This window comes from Ruegeria meonggei (assembly GCF_042768335.1).
GTDB lineage: Bacteria > Pseudomonadota > Alphaproteobacteria > Rhodobacterales > Rhodobacteraceae > Ruegeria > Ruegeria meonggei.
Window position 1 is genome coordinate 250,530 of record NZ_JAXHBT010000002.1, and the last position, 18,389, is coordinate 268,918.

Sequence of the window (18,389 nt, forward strand, 5' to 3'; positions counted from 1 at the left end):
CGGGCCGACAATCTTAGGTACGGTTCATCAACGAACCGGAGCCCATTCCCATGAAAGACCTCATCGACAACCACGATGTTCAGACCCAAATCATCGATGCCTTCAACTTTCGCCACGCAACCAAGGTTTTTGACCCTGACCGCAAAATTCCGAACAGCGAGTTCAACACTATTCTGGACGCAGCCCGCCTGTCTCCGACGTCCTTCGGCACCGAACCCTTCCAGCTTTTGATCGTCCAGTCGCCAGAAAAACGCGCGTTGTTTCGCGACTTCACCTGGGGTGCAAATGGGGCCAGCAATGGAACCGCGGGCCAGTTGGGAACCGCGAGCCACTATGTGATCGTCCTGTCCCATACCGGGGCAACCATGAAAGCAGGGTCAGAGTATCTGGCCAAACACAATCGCGAGGTCAAACAGCTGCCCGAAGACGTTGTCGAGATGATCCACGGGGCGTATAGCAAGTTTCAGGACAGCGATTTCCATTTGGAAACCGATGCGCACATCACCCAATGGGCCGCACGTCAAGCCTATATCGTGCTGGGCAACATGATGACTGCCGGGGCACTGATGGGGATCGATTCCTGCCCGATCGAAGGATTTGGACTCGACAAGACCGAAGCCGTTCTGCGCACGGAGTTCGGCATCGACACGCGCGTCTACAAACCCGCCGTCATGGTTGCGTTTGGCTATCGCGCGGATGGGCCGATGTTCCCTAAAACGCGTCGCGAGATGTCGGATATCGTAACCTGGGCCTGACGCCCCGCTACAAAAAGACCCCGGATTGGCAGTCAACCTGGGGTCCTGAATGTCTGGTCGAAGGTTCTGGCGAAGGGGCTTAGCCCTGCACAACCTCCTGTCGCTGTACGCCCAACCCTTGAATTCCCAGCTCAATCTTGTCGCCCGGCTTCAAATAGGTTTGCGGGTTTTGCCCCATCCCCACGCCCGGAGGTGTCCCGGTCGAGATCACGTCACCCGGCTGCAGCGACATGAACTGCGACAAGTGCGAAACGATCGTGGCGACGCCAAAATGCATCGTGCTGGTTGATCCGTCCTGGTACCTGTCGCCGTTTACCTCCAGATACATCAGCAGGGCCTGTGGATCGCCGACCTCATCCCGGGTCACCAGCCACGGGCCGATTGGGCCGAAGGTGTCCGCTGATTTCCCTTTGACCCACTGGCCCGAGCGGTGCAGCTGAAAGTCACGCTCGGACAGGTCATTGACCACGCAATATCCGGCAACGTGGTCCAGCGCGTCCTCTTCAGAGACGTATTTTGTTTCCTTGCCTATCACGATGCCCAGCTCGACCTCCCAATCGGTCTTGACAGAGCCGCGCGGGATTTCGACCGCGTCATTGGGACCCATGATCGCCGAGGTTGCCTTAAAGAAAACTACCGGTTCTTCTGGCAGTTCCAAACCGCTTTCCGCTGCGTGGTCCGCATAGTTCAGACCGATGCAGACAAATTTACCCACCTGACCGACGCAGGCGCCAATGCGGGGATTGCCTTCGACAATCGGCAGCGCCCCAAGGTCCACCCCCTGCAACTGTGCCAAGTTGTCCTGGCCCAGCATCGCCCCCGAGATATCGCTGACCACGCCCGACAAGTCGCGGATGTTGCCATCGTCGTCCATCACCCCGGGCTTTTCCAGGCCAACCGGTCCATAGCGTAATAGCTTCATTTCGTTTTCCCTTTCAACTCAGATAGTCCAGCCGCCGTCGATGGCAAAAGGCTGACCAGTTGTGTATTTGCTGGCGTCACTGGCCAGATACAGCGCAAGCTCGGCGATCTCATCCGCAGTGCCGATCCGCCCCATCGGCTGGCGTGCGATGAAATCAGCCATGGCTTGGTCATAATCGCCAGTCGCGCGCAGACGGTCATGCAAACTGGGGCTGTCGACTGTTCCAGGACAGATCGCGTTGCACCGAATGCCTTGGGTGACGAAATCCGCCGACACGGATTTGGTGAGCCCCAGTACCGCCGCCTTTGAGGCGCAATAGGCGAAACGGTTTGGCACGCCCTTCATCGACGAGGCCACCGACGACATATTGATGATTGAGCCACCCCCTTTGGCCAGCATTCCCGGCAATGTCAGACGGATCAGCCGGTACATCGCCTTCACATTCAGGTTAAAACTAAAATCCCAAGCGTCTTCGTCACACTCCAATATCGAACCACCCGCGACATAGCCGGCACAGTTGAACAGCACGTCCAGCGGCGGCATTTCGGCCACTGCAGACTGAACAGCCGCGGCGTCGGTGACGTCCAGTTTCAATGTTTGGATGCCGTTAACCACATCTAACTCGGCCAGGGCCGTCTGATTGATGTCACTGGCGATGACCTGCGCGCCTTCGGCTGCAAACAGCTCTGCCGTGGCTCGGCCGATGCCCTGACCTGCAGCGGTGATCAGAGCGGTTTTGCCGGACAGGCGATTGGATTGGGTGGAGTTGGTCATATGGTGCCTCACAGCTTTTCCGGCAGCAAGTCCACCGGGATGTCCTGATAGCAGACGGGGCGCAAGAAGCGCCGGATCGACAGGGTGCCTACGGATGTAGCGCCGAAGTTGGTTGAAGCCGGGTAAGGGCCACCGTGCACCATACTGTCGCTGACCTCGACTCCAGTTGGAAAACTGTTGGCCAAAAGGCGTCCGGCCTTGCGTTCAAGCAGCGGCAGCAATGACTGGGCCATCGGTTTGTCGCCCTTGTCCAGATGCAGGGTACAGGTCAGCTGGCCTTCGATTGCCCGGGCTATCTGAAACATCTGATCCGCATCGCGCACGCGCACGACGATCCCAAGCGGGCCAAACACCTCTTCTTGCAGTTTGTGATCGGCCAGCCAGTCATCCCCCGAGACGGTGAACAAGTAAGGGGCTGCAGCGCGAGTGTCACAACTGGTGCCCATCACTTGGGTCACTCCTGTGCCCGCAGCAACACGCGCCACACCATTGCGATAGGCATCCGCAATGCCGTCGGTCAGCATGGTTTGATCGGCAACTGCGGCCAGACCGGCCTCAGCCGCAGATTGGAAGGCATCCGCATCCGGGCCGTCGATCACTACGGCGATCCCCGGGTTGGTGCAGAACTGGCCTGCGCCCATGGTCAGGGATCCGGTCCAACCGGCACCAATTTCCGCCCCGCGTGCAGCGGTGGCCTGTGGCAACAGGAACATCGGATTGACCGACCCAAGCTCGCCGAAAAACGGAATGGGTTCATCGCGCCGGGCGCACAAATCAAACAATGCACGGCCACCGGCAAGGCTGCCTGTAAAGCCCACCGCACGGATCAGCGGATGCTGTACCAGTGAAGCGCCGACCTCAAGATTGCCGCCCTGCACCAGTGAAAACACGCCGGGATGAACACCCGTTGCCTTCACCGCCGCATCAATTGCCTGAGCGACGATCTCACCCGTGCCGGGATGGGCGGAGTGCCCTTTCGCCACAACTGGGCATCCTGCGGCTAGGGCCGCAGCGGTATCACCCCCTGCAACCGAGAAGGCCAATGGAAAATTCGATGCCCCGAACACGGCGACCGGGCCCAAGGGGCGCTGTATCATGCGCAGATCCGGGCGGGGCAGGGGCGCGCGCTCCGGCAAGGCCGGGTCGTGGCGTTGATCCAGATAGTCCCCTTGTTCGATGTGATCGGCAAACAGGCGCAGCTGACCCACAGTGCGTCCCCGCTCACCCTGCAAACGGGCGTCGGGCAGTCCGGTCTCCTGGGTTCCGATCTCGGTGATGGCGTCACCAAGCGCGTCGATCTCGTCAGCAATCCTGCGCAACAGCGCTGCACGCTCGGAACGGGAGGACCATCCGAATGAGGTGAACGCCTCTTCTGCTGCTTCTACCGCCGCATCCACGTGGGCCATTGTGCCGATTGCAAAATCGTGGCTGGTCCCGTGCGCGGGCTCTGAGGCAAACGTGGCCTCTGCGCTTACCCATTCCCCAGCAATCAGGTGTTTTCCGGTCAACATGTTTAGTTCTTTCTTACAGCAGGCCGCGTCGGGCAAGGTTTCGCATAAGGTGAGACGCACCAAACTGCCATTCAGGGCATTCGGTCGACAGCCGCACCGTATTGGTTAGCGCGCCCAGCTTGTCGTTTGAAATCGTGACGACATCGCCAAGCTTGTGGGTGAACCCCGCACCCGGAGTATCGCGATCTTGCGTTGGCGCAAAGAGGGTTCCGAGAAACAGCATGAAACCATCTGGATACTGGTGATGCCGACCGATCGTCTGAGTGACCAGATCGACCGGATCGCGGCTGATCTTCGCCATCGAGGAATGACCGTTCAGCACAAAGCCATCTGGTCCCGTGACGGTCAGCGTAAGTTCGGCGGTGCGCACATCATCCAGAGTAAAGTGCGCATCGAACACTCTGATCATCGGACCAATCGCGCATGAGGCGTTGTTGTCCTTGGCCTTGCTCAGCAACAGGGCGGAACGGCCTTCGACATCGCGCAGGTTGACATCATTGCCCAGTGCCGCGCCCTTGATATGCCCCTGCGAAGTAATGGCCAGAACCACCTCGGGTTCCGGATTGTTCCAGGTCGAGATCGGGTGCAGCCCAATATCCGCACCAAACCCAACCGAAGACAGCACCTGAGCCTTTGAAAACACCTCGGCATCCGGGCCGATGCCAACCTCAAGATACGGGCTCCACAACTCTTCCGTGATCAGTGCCTCTTTTACCTGTGCCGCTGCATCCGAACCAGGCACGATGTTCGACAAGCTGTCCCCAATCCGATCGCCAATGCGCGCGCGGATGGCTTCGGCCTTGGCGGGATCACCGGCGGCTTGCTCTTCGATCACCCGCTCGACCATCGACCCGGCAAAAGTGACACCACAGGCTTTGATGGCCTGCAGATCGCACGGGGCCAACCAGTGAAAATCGCCACTCAAAGCCTGGCCCGGCGCATTGCGCAGGTAGTCGGGCGCATCATTCCGTTCCAGAACATCCCGCACAGTCGGAGCGGTTTTGCACGTAATATCAAAGACCTGACCGTTTCGCAGGGTCACAATTGATGGGCCAATCCCCGCGCGCTCGACACGCCCAAGCCACAGCCCACCGGAATCCAGTTTCGGAGAGGTCATTTCAATCCCTGAGGTTATAGGCCCGGGCGGCATTGCCCCCCAAAACCGCTTTGCGTTCGCTGTCTGATACTGCGCCAAGCAGCACGTCTGTCGTTTCCAACCAACGGTCGTAACTGCTGGCCAAAGTGCACACCGGCCAGTCGCTGCCCCAGATCAGGCGAGAAGGGCCAAATGTATCAAGCAGGTGATCAACATAGGGCCGTAAGTCTTCAATTGCCCAATCCGACGCTGCTTCTGTGACCAAGCCAGAAAGCTTGCACCACGAATCTGTGTCGCGGGCAAGAGCTGCCATGTCTTCTGCCCAACCGGCCATCACGCCATCGCGGATCAGCGGCTTTGAGCCGTGATCGATGACCACACGCATGCTGGGATGTCGCGCCAACAGCCGCCGCAAAGGGCCAAGGTGCTGCGGCAAGGTCAAAGCGTCAAAGGTGAGGTTGTGGGTTTGCAGGGCATCAAAGGCGGGGGTCAAAGCCTTACCCATCATCCACAGCGGGTCGGCGATATCCTGTATCATCGGGCGCAAACCCACCAGCGCCGGGTGCGCAGCTAGCCCAGCAATCTGATCCGGCGCAATTGCGGCCTCAAAATCAACCCAGCCCACTACGCCTTTGATGAACCCGTTCTGATCCGCCAGAGACAACATGTATTCTGTTTCAGCCAGCGTTGGCGCGGCCTGCACCAGTACGGTGCCCTCAATTCTGTCTGCTGCCAGAATGGGGGCTAGATCGTCGGGCGCAAAATCCCTGTAAATCGTGGTTAAGTCCGGTGTGAGCCATCCATAGTCGCCGCGCGCCAGCGACCAAAAGTGCTGATGCGCGTCGATCCTCATGCAATCACACCTTTCTTGAGGATGATGTTGCCGTAAAGCCTGCGTTCCCCAGTCTGGACGATGGCAAAGGCAGTGGCGGCGCGATCGTAAAATGCAAATCGCTCTAAACCTTGAATGTGGGCGCCGTTGTCTGCCACCTCATCAATGATTGTCTGAAAGTCTGCCACTGCTTCGGGGATCGCCTCTGGTTCGCCAACCACTTGCATCGTCAGCGCCGGGTCGGGCACAAATGTGTCCAGTGGCATGACCGACAGGATCGCCCTTAGAACTTCGCTGGCCGAGGATCCATCAGCACGGATGCAATCCGGCCCGGTGCTGGAGCCCGGAAAGTTCGCATCCGCGATTACAATTTCGTCCCCATGCCCCATTGCCCGCAACGCGTGCAGCAGGTCGGGTGACAGGATCGGGTTGATGTTACGCAGCATCAGCAGCCTCCGTTGGTACAGGCGCATCGGGCCGGATCAGGCCCGCGCTTTGCAGATCAGACCAAAGACCCGGTGGAATATCACGATCCAAAAGCGCCACATTGGCTTGAACCTCAGCCGCGCTGACCGCACCGGGGATCACTGTTTTCACACAAGGATGACCCAGCACAAATTGCAAAGCGGCCGCAATCAGAGGCGTGTTATGAGCGGTACAGACGGCCTCGATATTGCGAACTTTGTCCAGAACCTCGGCCGAGGCGTCGGCATAGTTGTACTTGGCCCCTGGCACCGCCCCTGTGGCCAGAATGCCCGAGTTATAGGGCCCGCCCAGAATGATTCCGACATCGCGTTTTTCGCAAAGCGGCAGGAAACTGTCCAATGCCTCTTGTTCCAGCAGCGTATAGCGACCGGCCAGCAAAAAGCCGTCAAAATCACCCAACCCCAGAAGCCTTTCGCAGACCTGCCATTCGTTCACGCCTGCGCCAATCGCTGCGATCTCGCCCGCGTCGCGCAACTCGACCAGCGCCTTGTAGCCACCGCCATCGAACAGCTCACGCACTTTGGCGTCCGACATCTCCGGACTGCCTTGACTGAAGACACAGACGTCATGCACCAGTAGGATATCTGCATTGTCCACGCCGATCCGCTGTCGGCTAGCCTCGTAAGATCGCATTACGCCGTCATAGGTGTAATCGAACACGATCCGTTTCTGCGGCACGTCGACAAAAGCTTCGGGCGTCACTTCGTGAGCGGCACAGTCCAGCAACAGGCGCCCAATCTTGGTGGATAACTGTATGGTGTCGCGCCCGAACCGGGCAATCGCTTCGCCGAAACGCTGCTCAGATCGGCCCAACCCATATTGCGGGGCGGTGTCAAAGAACCGGATACCCGCATCAAAAGCGGCCTGCAACGCAGCTTGTGCGTCATCGTCCGAGACCTTGCGATAAAGGTTACCCAATGGTGCGCCACCAAACCCCATACGCGTCAGCGGAACGGGTCGGGCGGTACGATTGTTCAAAAGCTCTGTTTGGGAAACGGTCATCCGGCCTCTCGCGTCGATTGGTAAGTGATGTTGAACAGCTGAGGTTTTTCCTGTTGCAAAATCTCGATCCGCGGCATCAATTGTCCCAGATGATGGCGCATCGCGTTTTGCGCTGCCTGTTCGTCGCGGCTGAGGACCGCGTCATGAATGGCGCGGTGTTCATGCAGCGTCTCAGCGGTGCGTCCCGGTGTGGGCAGCAACAGCATCCGGGCGCGGGTGACTTGCAGAGACACGGTTTGGGCCACATCGGCCAGACGCTTGAAACCCGTGAATTCCATCAGCAGGGCGTGAAACTCTTCGTCTGCCTGATAGAAACCAGCAATATCTTCGTCCTCAATCAACAGTTCCTGCAAACGCATGTTGCGGCTTAGCTTCTTTTGCTGGTCCTCGGTCAAATCCCGGGCCACTTTTGCAACGGTGGCCAGTTCCAATGCCTGACGCAAAAATGCACCCTCGCGAATTTCGGACATTGAAAAGTATGAGACCCGCGTGCCCGATTGCGGTACCACATCCACAAGACCTTCGGCTGCAAGTCGAGCAATGGCTTCGGTCACCGGCGCACGCGATACACCCAAACGATCACAGATTGGCGCCTTCCTGAGGATGGCACCCGGCGCGAAATCCAGCGACAAGATGGCATGTTTGATCGCCAGGTACACCCGCTGCGCAAGTGAGCCCTCGACCGCGTTGATGTTGCCCAACACGTGTGCGTCGATGTCCTGAGGTTTGTTCATGATGTTCGCTCTAGCATACTAACATGTTAGTTGACAAGTAAGGGTTCGGTGTTTACCCATCTGTTTCAGCAAGTGGGGACAGGATGCAAGCTGACAGCACACCAAAGGCCCAGAAAGTGACGCACCGCGACACGGTCAAACTGAATCCGGTTGACAATGTGGTCATCGCATTGCGCGAGCTTGAGGTCGGCACGCAGCCCTTTGGCCTTTCTGTGCCGTTGGTCGCATCCATTGCGCGTGGGCATAAGATTGCTGTGACTCCGATCGCGGCAGGTGAGAATGTCATCCGCTACGGCCAGATCATCGGGCAGGCGAAAACGGAAATTGCGCCGGGCGAACATGTGCATGTGCACAATCTTGGTATGGGCGCTCACCAGCAGGACTATGCGCACGCCACGGCAAATGCGGCTTTGCCTGCGATCAACGAAGGGCGGGTGTTTCAAGGCTATCACCGCGCTGACGGCAAGGTTGGAACGCGCAACTATATTGGCATTCTGACAACCGTGAACTGTTCGGGCTCGGTGGCCCGATTCATTGCCGAGGCTGCCGAGAAAACCGGCCTGTTGGACGCCTATCCCAACATCGACGGCGTGGTGCCAATTGTGCACGGCACTGGCTGTGGCATGTCTGCCAAGGATGATGGCTATGCCACTTTGTTTCGCACTCTGGCAGGCTATGCGCAGCATCCGAACTTTGCAGGCATTTTGCTGATTGGTCTGGGATGTGAAGTGATGCAGGTGGCCGATCTGGTTGGCGGTCGGCCGATCCGCAAAGACGGCGCATTGCGGTATATGACCATCCAAACCGAAGGCGGCACCCGGCGGACCATCGAACGCGGGATGGAAGAATTGCGCGGTATCGCGGAACTGGCCAACCAGGTCACGCGCGAACCCGCCCCGGTCAGCGCCATGACAGTTGGAATGCAATGCGGAGGGTCCGACGGGTACTCTGGCATCACAGCCAATCCAGCACTGGGATATGCCTCGGACCTATTGGTGCGCCACGGCGGGACGACAATCCTGTCCGAAACCTCCGAGGTTTACGGGGCCGAACACCTGCTGACACGACGCGCGGAAACGGCTGACGTCGGCAAAAAGCTGATCGACCGCATCCGTTGGTGGGAGGCATATACCGAACGCAATGGCGGCGAGATGGACAACAACCCCAGCCCTGGCAACAAGCGCGGCGGGTTGACGACCATTCTGGAAAAGTCTCTGGGCGCTGTTGCAAAAGGCGGCACCGCGCCGCTGCGCGACGTGTATCAATTCGGCGAGATCATCGACAAAAACGGGTTTGTGTTTATGGACAGCCCCGGGTTTGACCCGTGTTCGGTGACGGGGCAGGTGGCCTCAGGGGCCAACCTGATTGTGTTTACCACCGGACGCGGCTCGGTCTCGGGCTATCAGCCGACGCCTTGCATCAAACTGGCCACGAACTCTGAGATGTATGCCCGCATGGCCGAGGATATGGATCTGAACTGTGGCGACATCGTCACCGACGGGGTCAGCATCGAGGCAAAGGGCGAAGAACTGTTTGAAATGCTGATCCGCGTCGCCTCGGGCGAACACACCAAAAGTGAGGAGCTTGGCTTCGGGGGCGTTGAATTCGTGCCCTGGCAAATCGGCGCGGTAATGTAAGCCGCACCCCCGTGGGGAGACGGGTCAATGGGAGAGACAATGGACAAACTGGTCGACATGACGGGGATCGATAAACACTTCCCCGGTGTGCACGCGCTTAAATCCGTGCAGTTCGATCTGTTTCCGGGTGAGGTGCACGCACTGATGGGCGAAAACGGCGCGGGCAAAAGCACGTTGATGAAAATCCTGTCGGGGATCTATCAGCGCGATGGCGGTGACCTTGTGATCGAAGGCAAATCCGTCAACCCAACAACCCCGCGGGAAGCACAGGATCTGGGCATCGGCATCATCCATCAGGAACTGAGCCTGATGAACGACCTGACGGTGGCGCAGAACATCTTTATCGGACGCGAACCGCGCAAAAGCTTTGGACGGCTCGATGAGGCCGCACTGAACGCTCAAACAGCCGGGATTTTCGCCACCATGAATCTGGCTTTGGACCCCAGGGCGCTGGTTGGAAGCCTGACCATCGCAAAACAGCAGATGGTCGAGATTGCCAAGGCGCTGTCATACCGTTCCAAGGTTCTGGTCATGGACGAACCGACGGCGGCACTAAATGATGCCGAGATTGCCGAGCTATTCGTGATCATTCGCCGCCTCAAGGCCGAAGGCGTGGGCATCGTCTATATAAGCCACAAGATGGATGAGCTGAAGCAGATCGCTGATCGCGTCACTGTCATGCGCGACGGCGAATATGTTGGCACTGTGGATGCCGTCGACACACCGATCAGCCGGATCATTGCTATGATGGTGGGGCGCGAAGTCAACGAAGACCCTCTGATTGTGCCGGATCTGGACGGTGCCGAGGTATCCTTACAGGTTGCGGGCCTGAACCGGGGCAATGTCCTTCACGATGTCAGCTTTTCGGTCCAGAAAGGTGAGATCTTGGGTTTTGCTGGATTGATGGGGGCAGGCCGTACCGAAGTCGCGCGCGCCATTTTCGGGGCTGATCCGAAAGACAGTGGCGAGGTTCGGGTGCATGGCAATCCGGTCTCAATCAAGTCCCCCAAAGACGCCGTGCAGGCGGGAATTGGGTATCTGTCCGAGGATCGCAAACACTTTGGCCTGGCCACGGGAATGAACGTTCGGGACAATATCGCGTTGGCTTCGATGGACCTGTTCACCGGGGCAGGGGGCGTGCTGAACGACAATGAAATCGGCACCGCCGCCAACAGCTACATCACTCAACTTGGTATTCGCACACCGTCGGACATACAGGAAGTCCGCCTGCTGTCGGGCGGGAACCAGCAAAAAGTCGTCATCGCCAAATGGCTGTTGCGCGACTGCGATATCCTGATCTTCGACGAACCCACGCGCGGCATAGACGTCGGCGCAAAATCCGAGATTTACAAACTGCTCGAAGACCTGGCCGAACAAGGCAAGACGATCATCGTGATCTCGTCGGAACTGCCCGAGATCATGCGCCTCAGCCACCGTATTGCGGTTATGTGCGAGGGACGGCTGACAGGCATTCTGCCCGGCGGAAAAGACACCACTCAGGAAGACATCATGCATCTGGCCACCCAAAGGGCAGCGGCAATGCAGGTTACAGGGACAGCTCAATGACGACAGCAACCGATATCGACAAGAAAAAGCCCCTGGCGGGCCTGTCGGAAAGCGGCGCGTATCAAAAGATGCTGGCCTTTGCCAGTCTGATCGCTCTGTTGATCGGCTTTTCGATTGCCTCGCCCAACTTTATGCAAACATCAAACATGATCGCCATTTTGCAGGCCACATCAGTCAACGGGGTGCTGGCGGTCGCCGCAACTTTGGTAATCATCACCGGCGGTATTGACCTGTCCGTTGGGACGTTGATGACCTTCTGTGCCGTGATCGCAGGTGTGGCGCTGACTTATCTGGGCTTGCCATTGCTGATCGGCGTTGCCGCGGCCATCGCGGCGGGCGCTTTGTGCGGGCTCTGCTCAGGCACGTTTGTGGCAAAGATGAAAATTCCGCCCTTTATTGCAACGCTGGGCATGATGCTGATCCTCAAAGGCCTGTCTTTGGTGATCTCGGGCACCCGGCCGATTTACTTCAATGACACGCCGGGCTTCGACCAAATCTCTCGCGGGTCGCTGATCGGCGAGGTCATTCCCGCACTTCCCATCCCCAATGGCGTTCTGATCCTGTTCCTTGTAGCCATTGCGGCATCCTACATTCTGGGGCGCACGGTTCTGGGCCGCTATACCTTTGCGCTAGGGTCGAATGAAGAGGCGGTGCGCCTGTCGGGTGTCAACACCGACGCCTGGAAGATGCGTATCTATGCGCTGGCCGGGGGCATCTGCGGGATCGGAGGTATCCTGATTGCGTCCCGCCTGAACTCGGCCCAGCCCGCCCTTGGCCTGGGTTACGAACTTGAAGCCATCGCCGCCGTCGTGATCGGAGGGACATCCCTGTCCGGCGGGCGAGGCACGATCCTGGGCACCCTGATTGGCGCTTTGATCATGGCCGTCCTGACCAACGGGCTACGCGTCCTTTCGGTGGCACAGGAATGGCAGACCGTTGTCACAGGGGCAATCATCATACTGGCCGTTTATGCCGACATGGCGCGGCGCAAAAAGACCGGGTGACGCGAACATACGCCCAAAAATCAAACCAACAACTGGAGGAAAAGAATATGTTTTCACGTCGTTTCATTCTGGGGGCACTCAGCGCGGCCGCCCTTGCAGCCCCGGCCTCGATGGCTGCGGCAGAGGATATTTATATCCCCTTGGTCTCAAAAGGATTTCAGCACCAATTCTGGCAGGCGGTGAAGTCCGGCGCCGAACAAGCTGCTGATGAATACGGGGTCACGATTACTTTTGAGGGGCCCGACAACGAAACCATGGTGGATCGCCAGATCGACATGCTGGCAGCCGCGCTGGCCAACAACCCCAAGGCGATCGGTTTTGCAGCGCTGGACAGTCAGGCGGCCATTCCGCTGCTGAAACAGGCGAATGATAAAGGCATCCCCATTATCGCCTTTGACAGCGGCGTTGACAGCGATATCCCTGTGTCAACGGCAACGACGGATAACCTGGCTGCGGCAAGTCTGGCGGCAGACAAGATGGCCGACATGATAGGCGGCAAGGGCAAGGTTGCGGTCGTGGCCCACGATCAGACCAGCCGCACCGGTATCGACCGCCGCGACGGTTTCGTGAACCGCATGGCCGAGAAATACCCGGACATCGAAGTTGTGACAGTTCAATACGGTCAGGGTGACCATCTGAAATCCACCGAGGTGACCAAAGCTATCCTGACCGCCAATCCTGATCTGAACGGCATCTTCGGCACCAACGAAGGCTCAGCCATTGGCGTGGTGAACGGCGTGCAGGAATTGGGTACCGAAGGCTTGATCATTATCGGCTACGACAGTGGAAAGGCCCAGAAAGACGCGATCAAAAGCGGCTTGATGGCTGGCGCGATCACCCAGAACCCGGTTGGCATCGGCTATGAAACGGTCAAGGCCGCTGTGGCCGCAATGAAGGGCGAAGACGTACCCGCGCTGATTGACACCGGTTTTTACTATTACGACGCCACCAACATCGACGATCCAAAGATTTCGGCTGTTTTGTACGATTAAGACCCAAACCACTCACGGTTTGCCGGCCCGCCCAAGACTGGTGGGCCGGTTTCCGTTTCACTGGTTGCGTCGAGCGGCTGTCAAATCGGTAAACATCCGCCAAAGGAAGTGGGTTTCCCATTTCGTATTTACGTCGTTTTTGTGTTAGTGTTTTATCAGTGTTTTATTTCTAACATTGATTAAAGGTAGTTTTTCCCGTGCCCGACAAACACACCAGCAGTTTTAAACTGCGACCTCTGGAAAAGGCCGACCTGGAAGTTGTCACCCCCTGGTTTCAGGATATCGAAGACCTTGCTCGGTTCGACCGGACCTCGCGGATTCCTCTGAACCTTGCGCAAACCGAAGAAAACTGGAGCGATGTCTTCAGCGCTTCGGCTGGCAGTGGCAAGTGCTGGTTTGTTGCCGAGTTGCATAGCGGCCAGATTGTCGGCATGTCCGGACTAGAGGCCATTTCCCCAATCAACCGCGACGCGATTGTAGCGATGTTTGTGGACAAGCCCACTCGGCGCCTTGGGGTCGGGATCAGAGCAACTGCTTTGGTCGTCGATTTCGCCTTCCGCCAGCTGGGCCTGAACAGGCTGACATCGTATTACCGCGTCGACAACGCCAACAGCCGGGATCTTGTGGCCAAGCTGGGTTGTCAGATCGAAGGGACAATGCGCCAGGCCTGGTTTGCCGACGGACAGTTTCAGGATATGGTTGTGGTTGGTCTTCTCAGACAAGATTGGGAAAAACAGCGCGTGAAACTGGCGGCAGAACTGGGTTCGGAAACGGTTGTCAGTTTTGGGCCCAGTTCCTCTACCGACTGGTCCTGGCCTCCTCAAATTCGGGGAAGCCAGTGAAAGGCATGCATTTGCTGCCGGTTTATCCAAGTTTTTTGCTATAGATTATACACCGGGTTTGAAAAAACCCCTTAAACGAGTATCGCCTGTGAACACCAACAGTCCCAACCCTCCTATGATGCAGAAACTGGGTGCAGTTCTGTTCGCCGACGTGGTCGGTTATTCCCGCCTGATGGGCGAGAATGAGTTGGATACATACAACACGTTGAAATCATTGATCTCTCAACTCGAGGCCACCTGTGCCCGCTTTAACGGCCGTGTGGTTGAAGTGCGGGGTGACGGGATTCTCGCACTGTTCGAAACTGCCACGAGCGCGGTGGAATTCGCAGTGGAATTGCATCGCATCGCAAGCGAGCACAATCAGTCGGATGACGAAAGCCTGCGAATCAAGTTTCGCGCCGGTGTACACTTGGGTGAAATCCTGATTGACGAGCGTGGAATCCACGGTGACAACGTAAACATTGCGGCCAGGCTTCAGGAAATTGCTGAACCCGAACGCGTTTACGTCAGTTCCACCGTCTACGATCAGGTCTGCAACCGGCTTCGTTATGGGTATGAGTTTCTGGGCCCAAAACAGCTCAAGAACATCCTCGCGCCGGTCTCGACCTATTGTGTTCGCAGCGAAGTCGCAGGCGCCACCATGGCCGGTACGATGCGACCGGAAGTACCCGGAGATCTGCTGGAACGGCCTGATACCCCATCCGTGGCCATCCTGCCGTTCAGCAGCAATAGCGGCGACGAATCCGACAGCTGGATCGCCGAAGGATTGACTGACGACATCATCATGAACTTGTCCAAATTCCGGAACCTGTTCATCATCGCGCGAAACTCCTCGTTTTTCTTCAAAACACAATCGATGCCACCCCAGGAAGCCGCACGAAAACTGAACGTGCGCTATGTTGCGCGCGGCAGTGTGCGCCGATCGGCCAGCCGTATCCGTATCACGGCTGAATTGGTTGATGCCAACACAGAACGCACCATCTGGGCGGAACGGTTCGACCGCAAGATTGACGATATTTTTGACATCCTTGACGAAGTGACCGAATGCATCGTGGCCGCCACCGCCGTAATGATCGAGTCACATGAAAAACAGCGCATGATACAGGCGGTCCCGTCCGACCTTGAGGCGTATGGTTCGGTTCTTCAAGGCCAGTACCACATTTTCAAATACACCCGGACCGACAACAGAAAAGCGCAGGACTTCTATCAATCTGCGCTCGACCGGGACGGCCGCTATGCCCGCGCAGCAGCTGCCCTGTCGCGCACGATGAATATCGACTGGCGCTATTCCTGGACCGAAGACCCCTCGAGCGCACTGGATCAGGCGCTTAGTTTTGCGCAACGCGCCATCGAGCTGGATCCAACGGATGCCCGTGGATTTGGTGAGTTGGGATATGTGCATCTGTACCGAAAAGAACATGATGCGGCGCTGCAATCCTATAGGCGGGCTTTGGCGTTGAACCCCAATGACGCCGACATGCATTCCGATTTCGCCGACGCACTGGCTCATTATGGTGACAACGAAACAGCAATCATTCATATCCAACAAGCGATGCGATTGAACCCATATTTCCCGGACCAATACCTGTGGCATCTGGGTGGGGCGTATTTCAACCTCAGGCGCTATCAGGAAGCCATTGAAACCGTCAACAAGATGAACAACCCCACGGAAGGGCAACGCTTGTTGGCGGCAAGCTATGCGCAGCTTGGCCAAACTGACCTTGCCCGTCAGGTCGCGGACAAGCATCGTGCCGCGCACCCGAACTTTTCACTGGATCGCTGGGAAACCGTCCAACCGGACAAGTTGGAGGAAGACACGCAACATTTTGTTGAGGGTCTGAAAAAGGCAGGTTTCTGAAAGAGAAAGGCCCTGGTCTGCCAGGGCCTGTCGCGAAGTTTTCCTGATGTGAACCTTGATATTGGTTCCGCGTCAGTCTTCCGATCCCCGTGCCCGCGCACCGCTGACTCTGGCGCCGCTGACCCTGGCGCCACTGACACGCGCACCGCTGACGCGTGCACCACTGACACGAGCTCCACTCACGCGGGCACCGCTAACCGCCGGGCTGTCGAAACCGAAATAGATGTCCAGCAGGACCTGTTCGAACTGACCGGTCGTGATGTCCATGCGGATGGTATAATCAGCCTTGTCGTAATCCCACACGCGAATTTCGTTTGAGATCTGATATTCCGCCGAGGCAACACCAGAGATTGTTGGGGTAACAGGGGCACGAGAACCACCGCCCTGTGGGGCGCCACCCATAGTCGCAGATTCGCCCGCACCGTGGACCAGAAAAACCGAAGGCTCTGGCAGCTCGTAATAAGTGCCTTCGTACGCGAACCCATAGATCCTTGCCAACTGCGCGTCATCGTCCAGTTGAGCGGATAGTTGATTGTTGTTTCCCCGCCCACTTCTTGGCCTATTGGTTTCTTCGAACTCTTGTTGTCCGAGGCCAAATTCGCCCATCTGTTTCCAGAACCCCTTTTGGGTGCCTTTTCTGACTTTAATCACCGTACCGGATTTGAACTGAATTTTGTTGAACCAGGTATTGGTGCCATTATCTCCTACGGTGTAAACACCGTTTTGGGTCAAATCAGTCTGGTTCTTGACCAGAACTTTGTCTCCAACTTTGAGTGTCTCGGCATCAACTGATAAGCCTTCCAAATTCGGCAAATTCACTGTCGTGGCAGCCTTGACCTTGGTTTGGGTATCAATCTTGATATCGTCTAATACTCGTCCGTATAACAACACTTCTGAAAAACTCAGCAATGACTCAGCCATAACGTTTTCTCCCAATTGCGGGATCGACGAAGCTCGAGACTGCGCCTCCCCCCTCTTTGTCGGCCCGATCAAAATCGTGCCAAATCTCACACATCAATCACCCCACGCCTAAATGCCATAAAACCGCTTCAAAATAAAGGATTTTAGACCCTATCCCGGAACTTGCGTGCGCACTGAATTTGAATGGCTGTTGCCATCGGGGTCAGGCAGGCGCGGGCCTGCCGTTGTCAGTCCAATATCGCGCATGCGGAAATTGCCTTCGATCATCCGTTGAAAGGCACCGCCAGTGATTTCCTGATCCACCGCCAGCAGGGCTTTTTCGACCCCGAAATAGCTGAGCATATCTGCATCCAGCTTTTCCCACGTATCAGCCAGATAAGTTCCCAGGTAATCCCGGGCTTCAAGCAGGGCGAGGCGAAAGCCTTCGGGATTGTCGGCATATCTTTTGTCGAATATCCCTTGCATCACTTCGCTGTAATCCGGCGAGCCTTCCATCTGATCCGAAAGATCTTCGTCTGCGGGTGAGATCAGGCCATGCAGTAACAATCGTTCGTGGTAAATATCGACGAAGATGTCGAACATTGCTCCGGTCAACGGCTCGGACAGGGCATGCTCGCTGGACCATCCAGAAGAGAACTCGGACAGTGATCGGTTATTGGCTGCTATTCTGATCTGCGCATTCTCGGACAGTTCGGCAAATCGGCTTAACCGGTTGAACGTGTAGAGATTGCCGTGCGTATTTTCCAACAATGTATCAACAACTGATCCGAAATGCAGCGAGGCCAGCAACGCCACCATATCAGCCGCAGATTCATGGAACCCGTAATACTCACCTGACGCATCCCCGTCCGAGGGCATACCGATGACGGAGTAGATGATGGCATGCCCAATCTCATGGGCGACCACGTCGAAATTCAGGCTATAGGGGCGGTACTCGTCCCCGTGTTCGTGGGTGCCGCCGGTTTCCAGAAACCCCCAGCCGATATGCGCATTGTCGAGGCTGGGCAGTAGTGACAGTTCCAGCCGTTTGAAATCGCGGGCGAAATGCCAGGGGATTGGGCGGTCGAAATATCCCTGCCAGACATCCATGGTGAAATGCGCAGACCCAAACAGATGCGCTGCCTCAAAGGCCGGATCAGTTGGATCGATATGGATGAAATTGCCAAATTCATCGGGCATGGCAGGGGGGTGAATGTTACCGTCCCAAGGAGGCAGATACATTCCAGGACCATTCGGCCCCGGAATAATCGCGCCGTAAGGTGTCGTTTTACCGACCGGGTTGACCGTATACATACGCGGCCCGGACGGCCCGGGCCCCAGGCTGCCTTGCGGAGCGGAGACCTCGACCAGTTCCAAGGGCGCGTTCGGCTCAAGAAAGGGTGACTGCGGGTACAGCAGGAACCGCGTGCCGGGTTCTTCATCCTCAGTATGTGCGGGTAAGTTCACAAAACGCCCTC

General features: G+C 57.2%; 17 protein-coding genes. 7 read left to right on the forward strand and 10 right to left on the reverse strand.

What is annotated here, in order from left to right; genetic code table 11:
- Positions 1 to 50 precede the first annotated feature (50 nt).
- On the forward strand, positions 51 to 755 hold the full coding sequence (locus SJY13_RS21265; protein WP_377194096.1) for an NAD(P)H-dependent oxidoreductase: 705 nt from the start codon (positions 51 to 53) through the stop codon (positions 753 to 755).
- A gap of 79 nt (positions 756 to 834) precedes the next feature.
- Here the strand turns inward: SJY13_RS21265 and SJY13_RS21270 are convergent, their stop codons facing one another.
- From SJY13_RS21270 to SJY13_RS21305, 8 genes are read right to left on the reverse strand one after another with little or no spacing between them, the layout of a single operon-like run.
- A complete protein-coding gene (locus SJY13_RS21270) occupies positions 835 to 1,677 on the reverse strand; it encodes a fumarylacetoacetate hydrolase family protein (protein WP_377194098.1) in 843 nt (280 codons plus the stop codon).
- Between the two features lie 18 nt (positions 1,678 to 1,695).
- Positions 1,696 to 2,451, reverse strand: coding sequence for an SDR family oxidoreductase (locus SJY13_RS21275; RefSeq protein ID WP_377194100.1), 756 nt, complete (start codon positions 2,449 to 2,451; stop codon positions 1,696 to 1,698).
- A gap of 8 nt (positions 2,452 to 2,459) precedes the next feature.
- A complete protein-coding gene (locus tag SJY13_RS21280; protein ID WP_377194102.1) occupies positions 2,460 to 3,962 on the reverse strand; it encodes an aldehyde dehydrogenase (NADP(+)) in 1,503 nt (500 codons plus the stop codon).
- Positions 3,963 to 3,975: 13 nt separating this feature from the next.
- Positions 3,976 to 5,079 (reverse strand): fumarylacetoacetate hydrolase family protein, encoded by a 1,104-nt coding sequence (locus tag SJY13_RS21285; protein WP_377194104.1) that lies wholly within the window; start codon positions 5,077 to 5,079, stop codon positions 3,976 to 3,978.
- 1 nt (position 5,080) lies between these two features.
- Entirely contained in the window at positions 5,081 to 5,911 is an 831-nt protein-coding gene (locus SJY13_RS21290; protein ID WP_377194106.1) for an amidohydrolase family protein, read from the reverse strand.
- A complete protein-coding gene (locus SJY13_RS21295; protein WP_377194108.1) occupies positions 5,908 to 6,336 on the reverse strand; it encodes an RbsD/FucU family protein in 429 nt (142 codons plus the stop codon). The genes SJY13_RS21290 and SJY13_RS21295 overlap by 4 nt, the downstream gene beginning before the upstream one ends.
- Positions 6,326 to 7,378, reverse strand: a complete 1,053-nt coding sequence (locus SJY13_RS21300; RefSeq protein ID WP_377194110.1) for an aldo/keto reductase — start codon at positions 7,376 to 7,378, stop codon at positions 6,326 to 6,328. Before SJY13_RS21300 ends, SJY13_RS21295 begins: the two co-directional genes overlap by 11 nt.
- Positions 7,375 to 8,112, reverse strand: a complete 738-nt coding sequence (locus SJY13_RS21305) for a GntR family transcriptional regulator (protein WP_377194112.1) — start codon at positions 8,110 to 8,112, stop codon at positions 7,375 to 7,377. The genes SJY13_RS21300 and SJY13_RS21305 overlap by 4 nt, the downstream gene beginning before the upstream one ends.
- A gap of 83 nt (positions 8,113 to 8,195) precedes the next feature.
- Between SJY13_RS21305 and SJY13_RS21310 the strand changes: the two genes are divergently transcribed.
- From SJY13_RS21310 to SJY13_RS21335, 6 genes are all read left to right on the forward strand, one after another.
- Positions 8,196 to 9,749 (forward strand): UxaA family hydrolase, encoded by a 1,554-nt coding sequence (locus SJY13_RS21310; RefSeq protein WP_377194114.1) that lies wholly within the window; start codon positions 8,196 to 8,198, stop codon positions 9,747 to 9,749.
- Between the two features lie 39 nt (positions 9,750 to 9,788).
- The gene (locus SJY13_RS21315) at positions 9,789 to 11,315 is read left to right on the forward strand and encodes a sugar ABC transporter ATP-binding protein (protein ID WP_377194116.1); all 1,527 of its coding nucleotides are present in this window, start codon (positions 9,789 to 9,791) and stop codon (positions 11,313 to 11,315) included.
- Positions 11,312 to 12,319 carry an ABC transporter permease gene (locus SJY13_RS21320; protein WP_377194118.1) on the forward strand — a complete coding sequence of 336 codons (1,008 nt, stop codon included), beginning with the start codon at positions 11,312 to 11,314 and terminating at the stop codon, positions 12,317 to 12,319. The genes SJY13_RS21315 and SJY13_RS21320 overlap by 4 nt, the downstream gene beginning before the upstream one ends.
- 47 nt (positions 12,320 to 12,366) lie before the next feature.
- A complete protein-coding gene (locus SJY13_RS21325) occupies positions 12,367 to 13,311 on the forward strand; it encodes an ABC transporter substrate-binding protein (RefSeq protein ID WP_377194120.1) in 945 nt (314 codons plus the stop codon).
- Positions 13,312 to 13,508: 197 nt separating this feature from the next.
- On the forward strand, positions 13,509 to 14,153 hold the full coding sequence (locus tag SJY13_RS21330) for a GNAT family N-acetyltransferase (RefSeq protein ID WP_377194122.1): 645 nt from the start codon (positions 13,509 to 13,511) through the stop codon (positions 14,151 to 14,153).
- A gap of 115 nt (positions 14,154 to 14,268) precedes the next feature.
- Positions 14,269 to 16,011: a tetratricopeptide repeat protein gene (locus SJY13_RS21335; RefSeq protein ID WP_377194124.1), complete on the forward strand. Its 1,743-nt coding sequence runs from the start codon at positions 14,269 to 14,271 to the stop codon at positions 16,009 to 16,011.
- 72 nt (positions 16,012 to 16,083) lie between these two features.
- On the opposite strand, the gene SJY13_RS21340 is transcribed toward SJY13_RS21335, so the two are convergent.
- Both SJY13_RS21340 and SJY13_RS21345 read right to left on the reverse strand, forming a co-directional pair.
- A complete protein-coding gene (locus tag SJY13_RS21340; protein WP_377194126.1) occupies positions 16,084 to 16,932 on the reverse strand; it encodes a hypothetical protein in 849 nt (282 codons plus the stop codon).
- A 150-nt stretch (positions 16,933 to 17,082) separates the two neighbouring features.
- Complete coding sequence (locus SJY13_RS21345; RefSeq protein WP_377194128.1) at positions 17,083 to 18,378, reverse strand: hypothetical protein; 1,296 nt, start codon at positions 18,376 to 18,378, stop codon at positions 17,083 to 17,085.
- Positions 18,379 to 18,389: the final 11 nt, after the last annotated feature.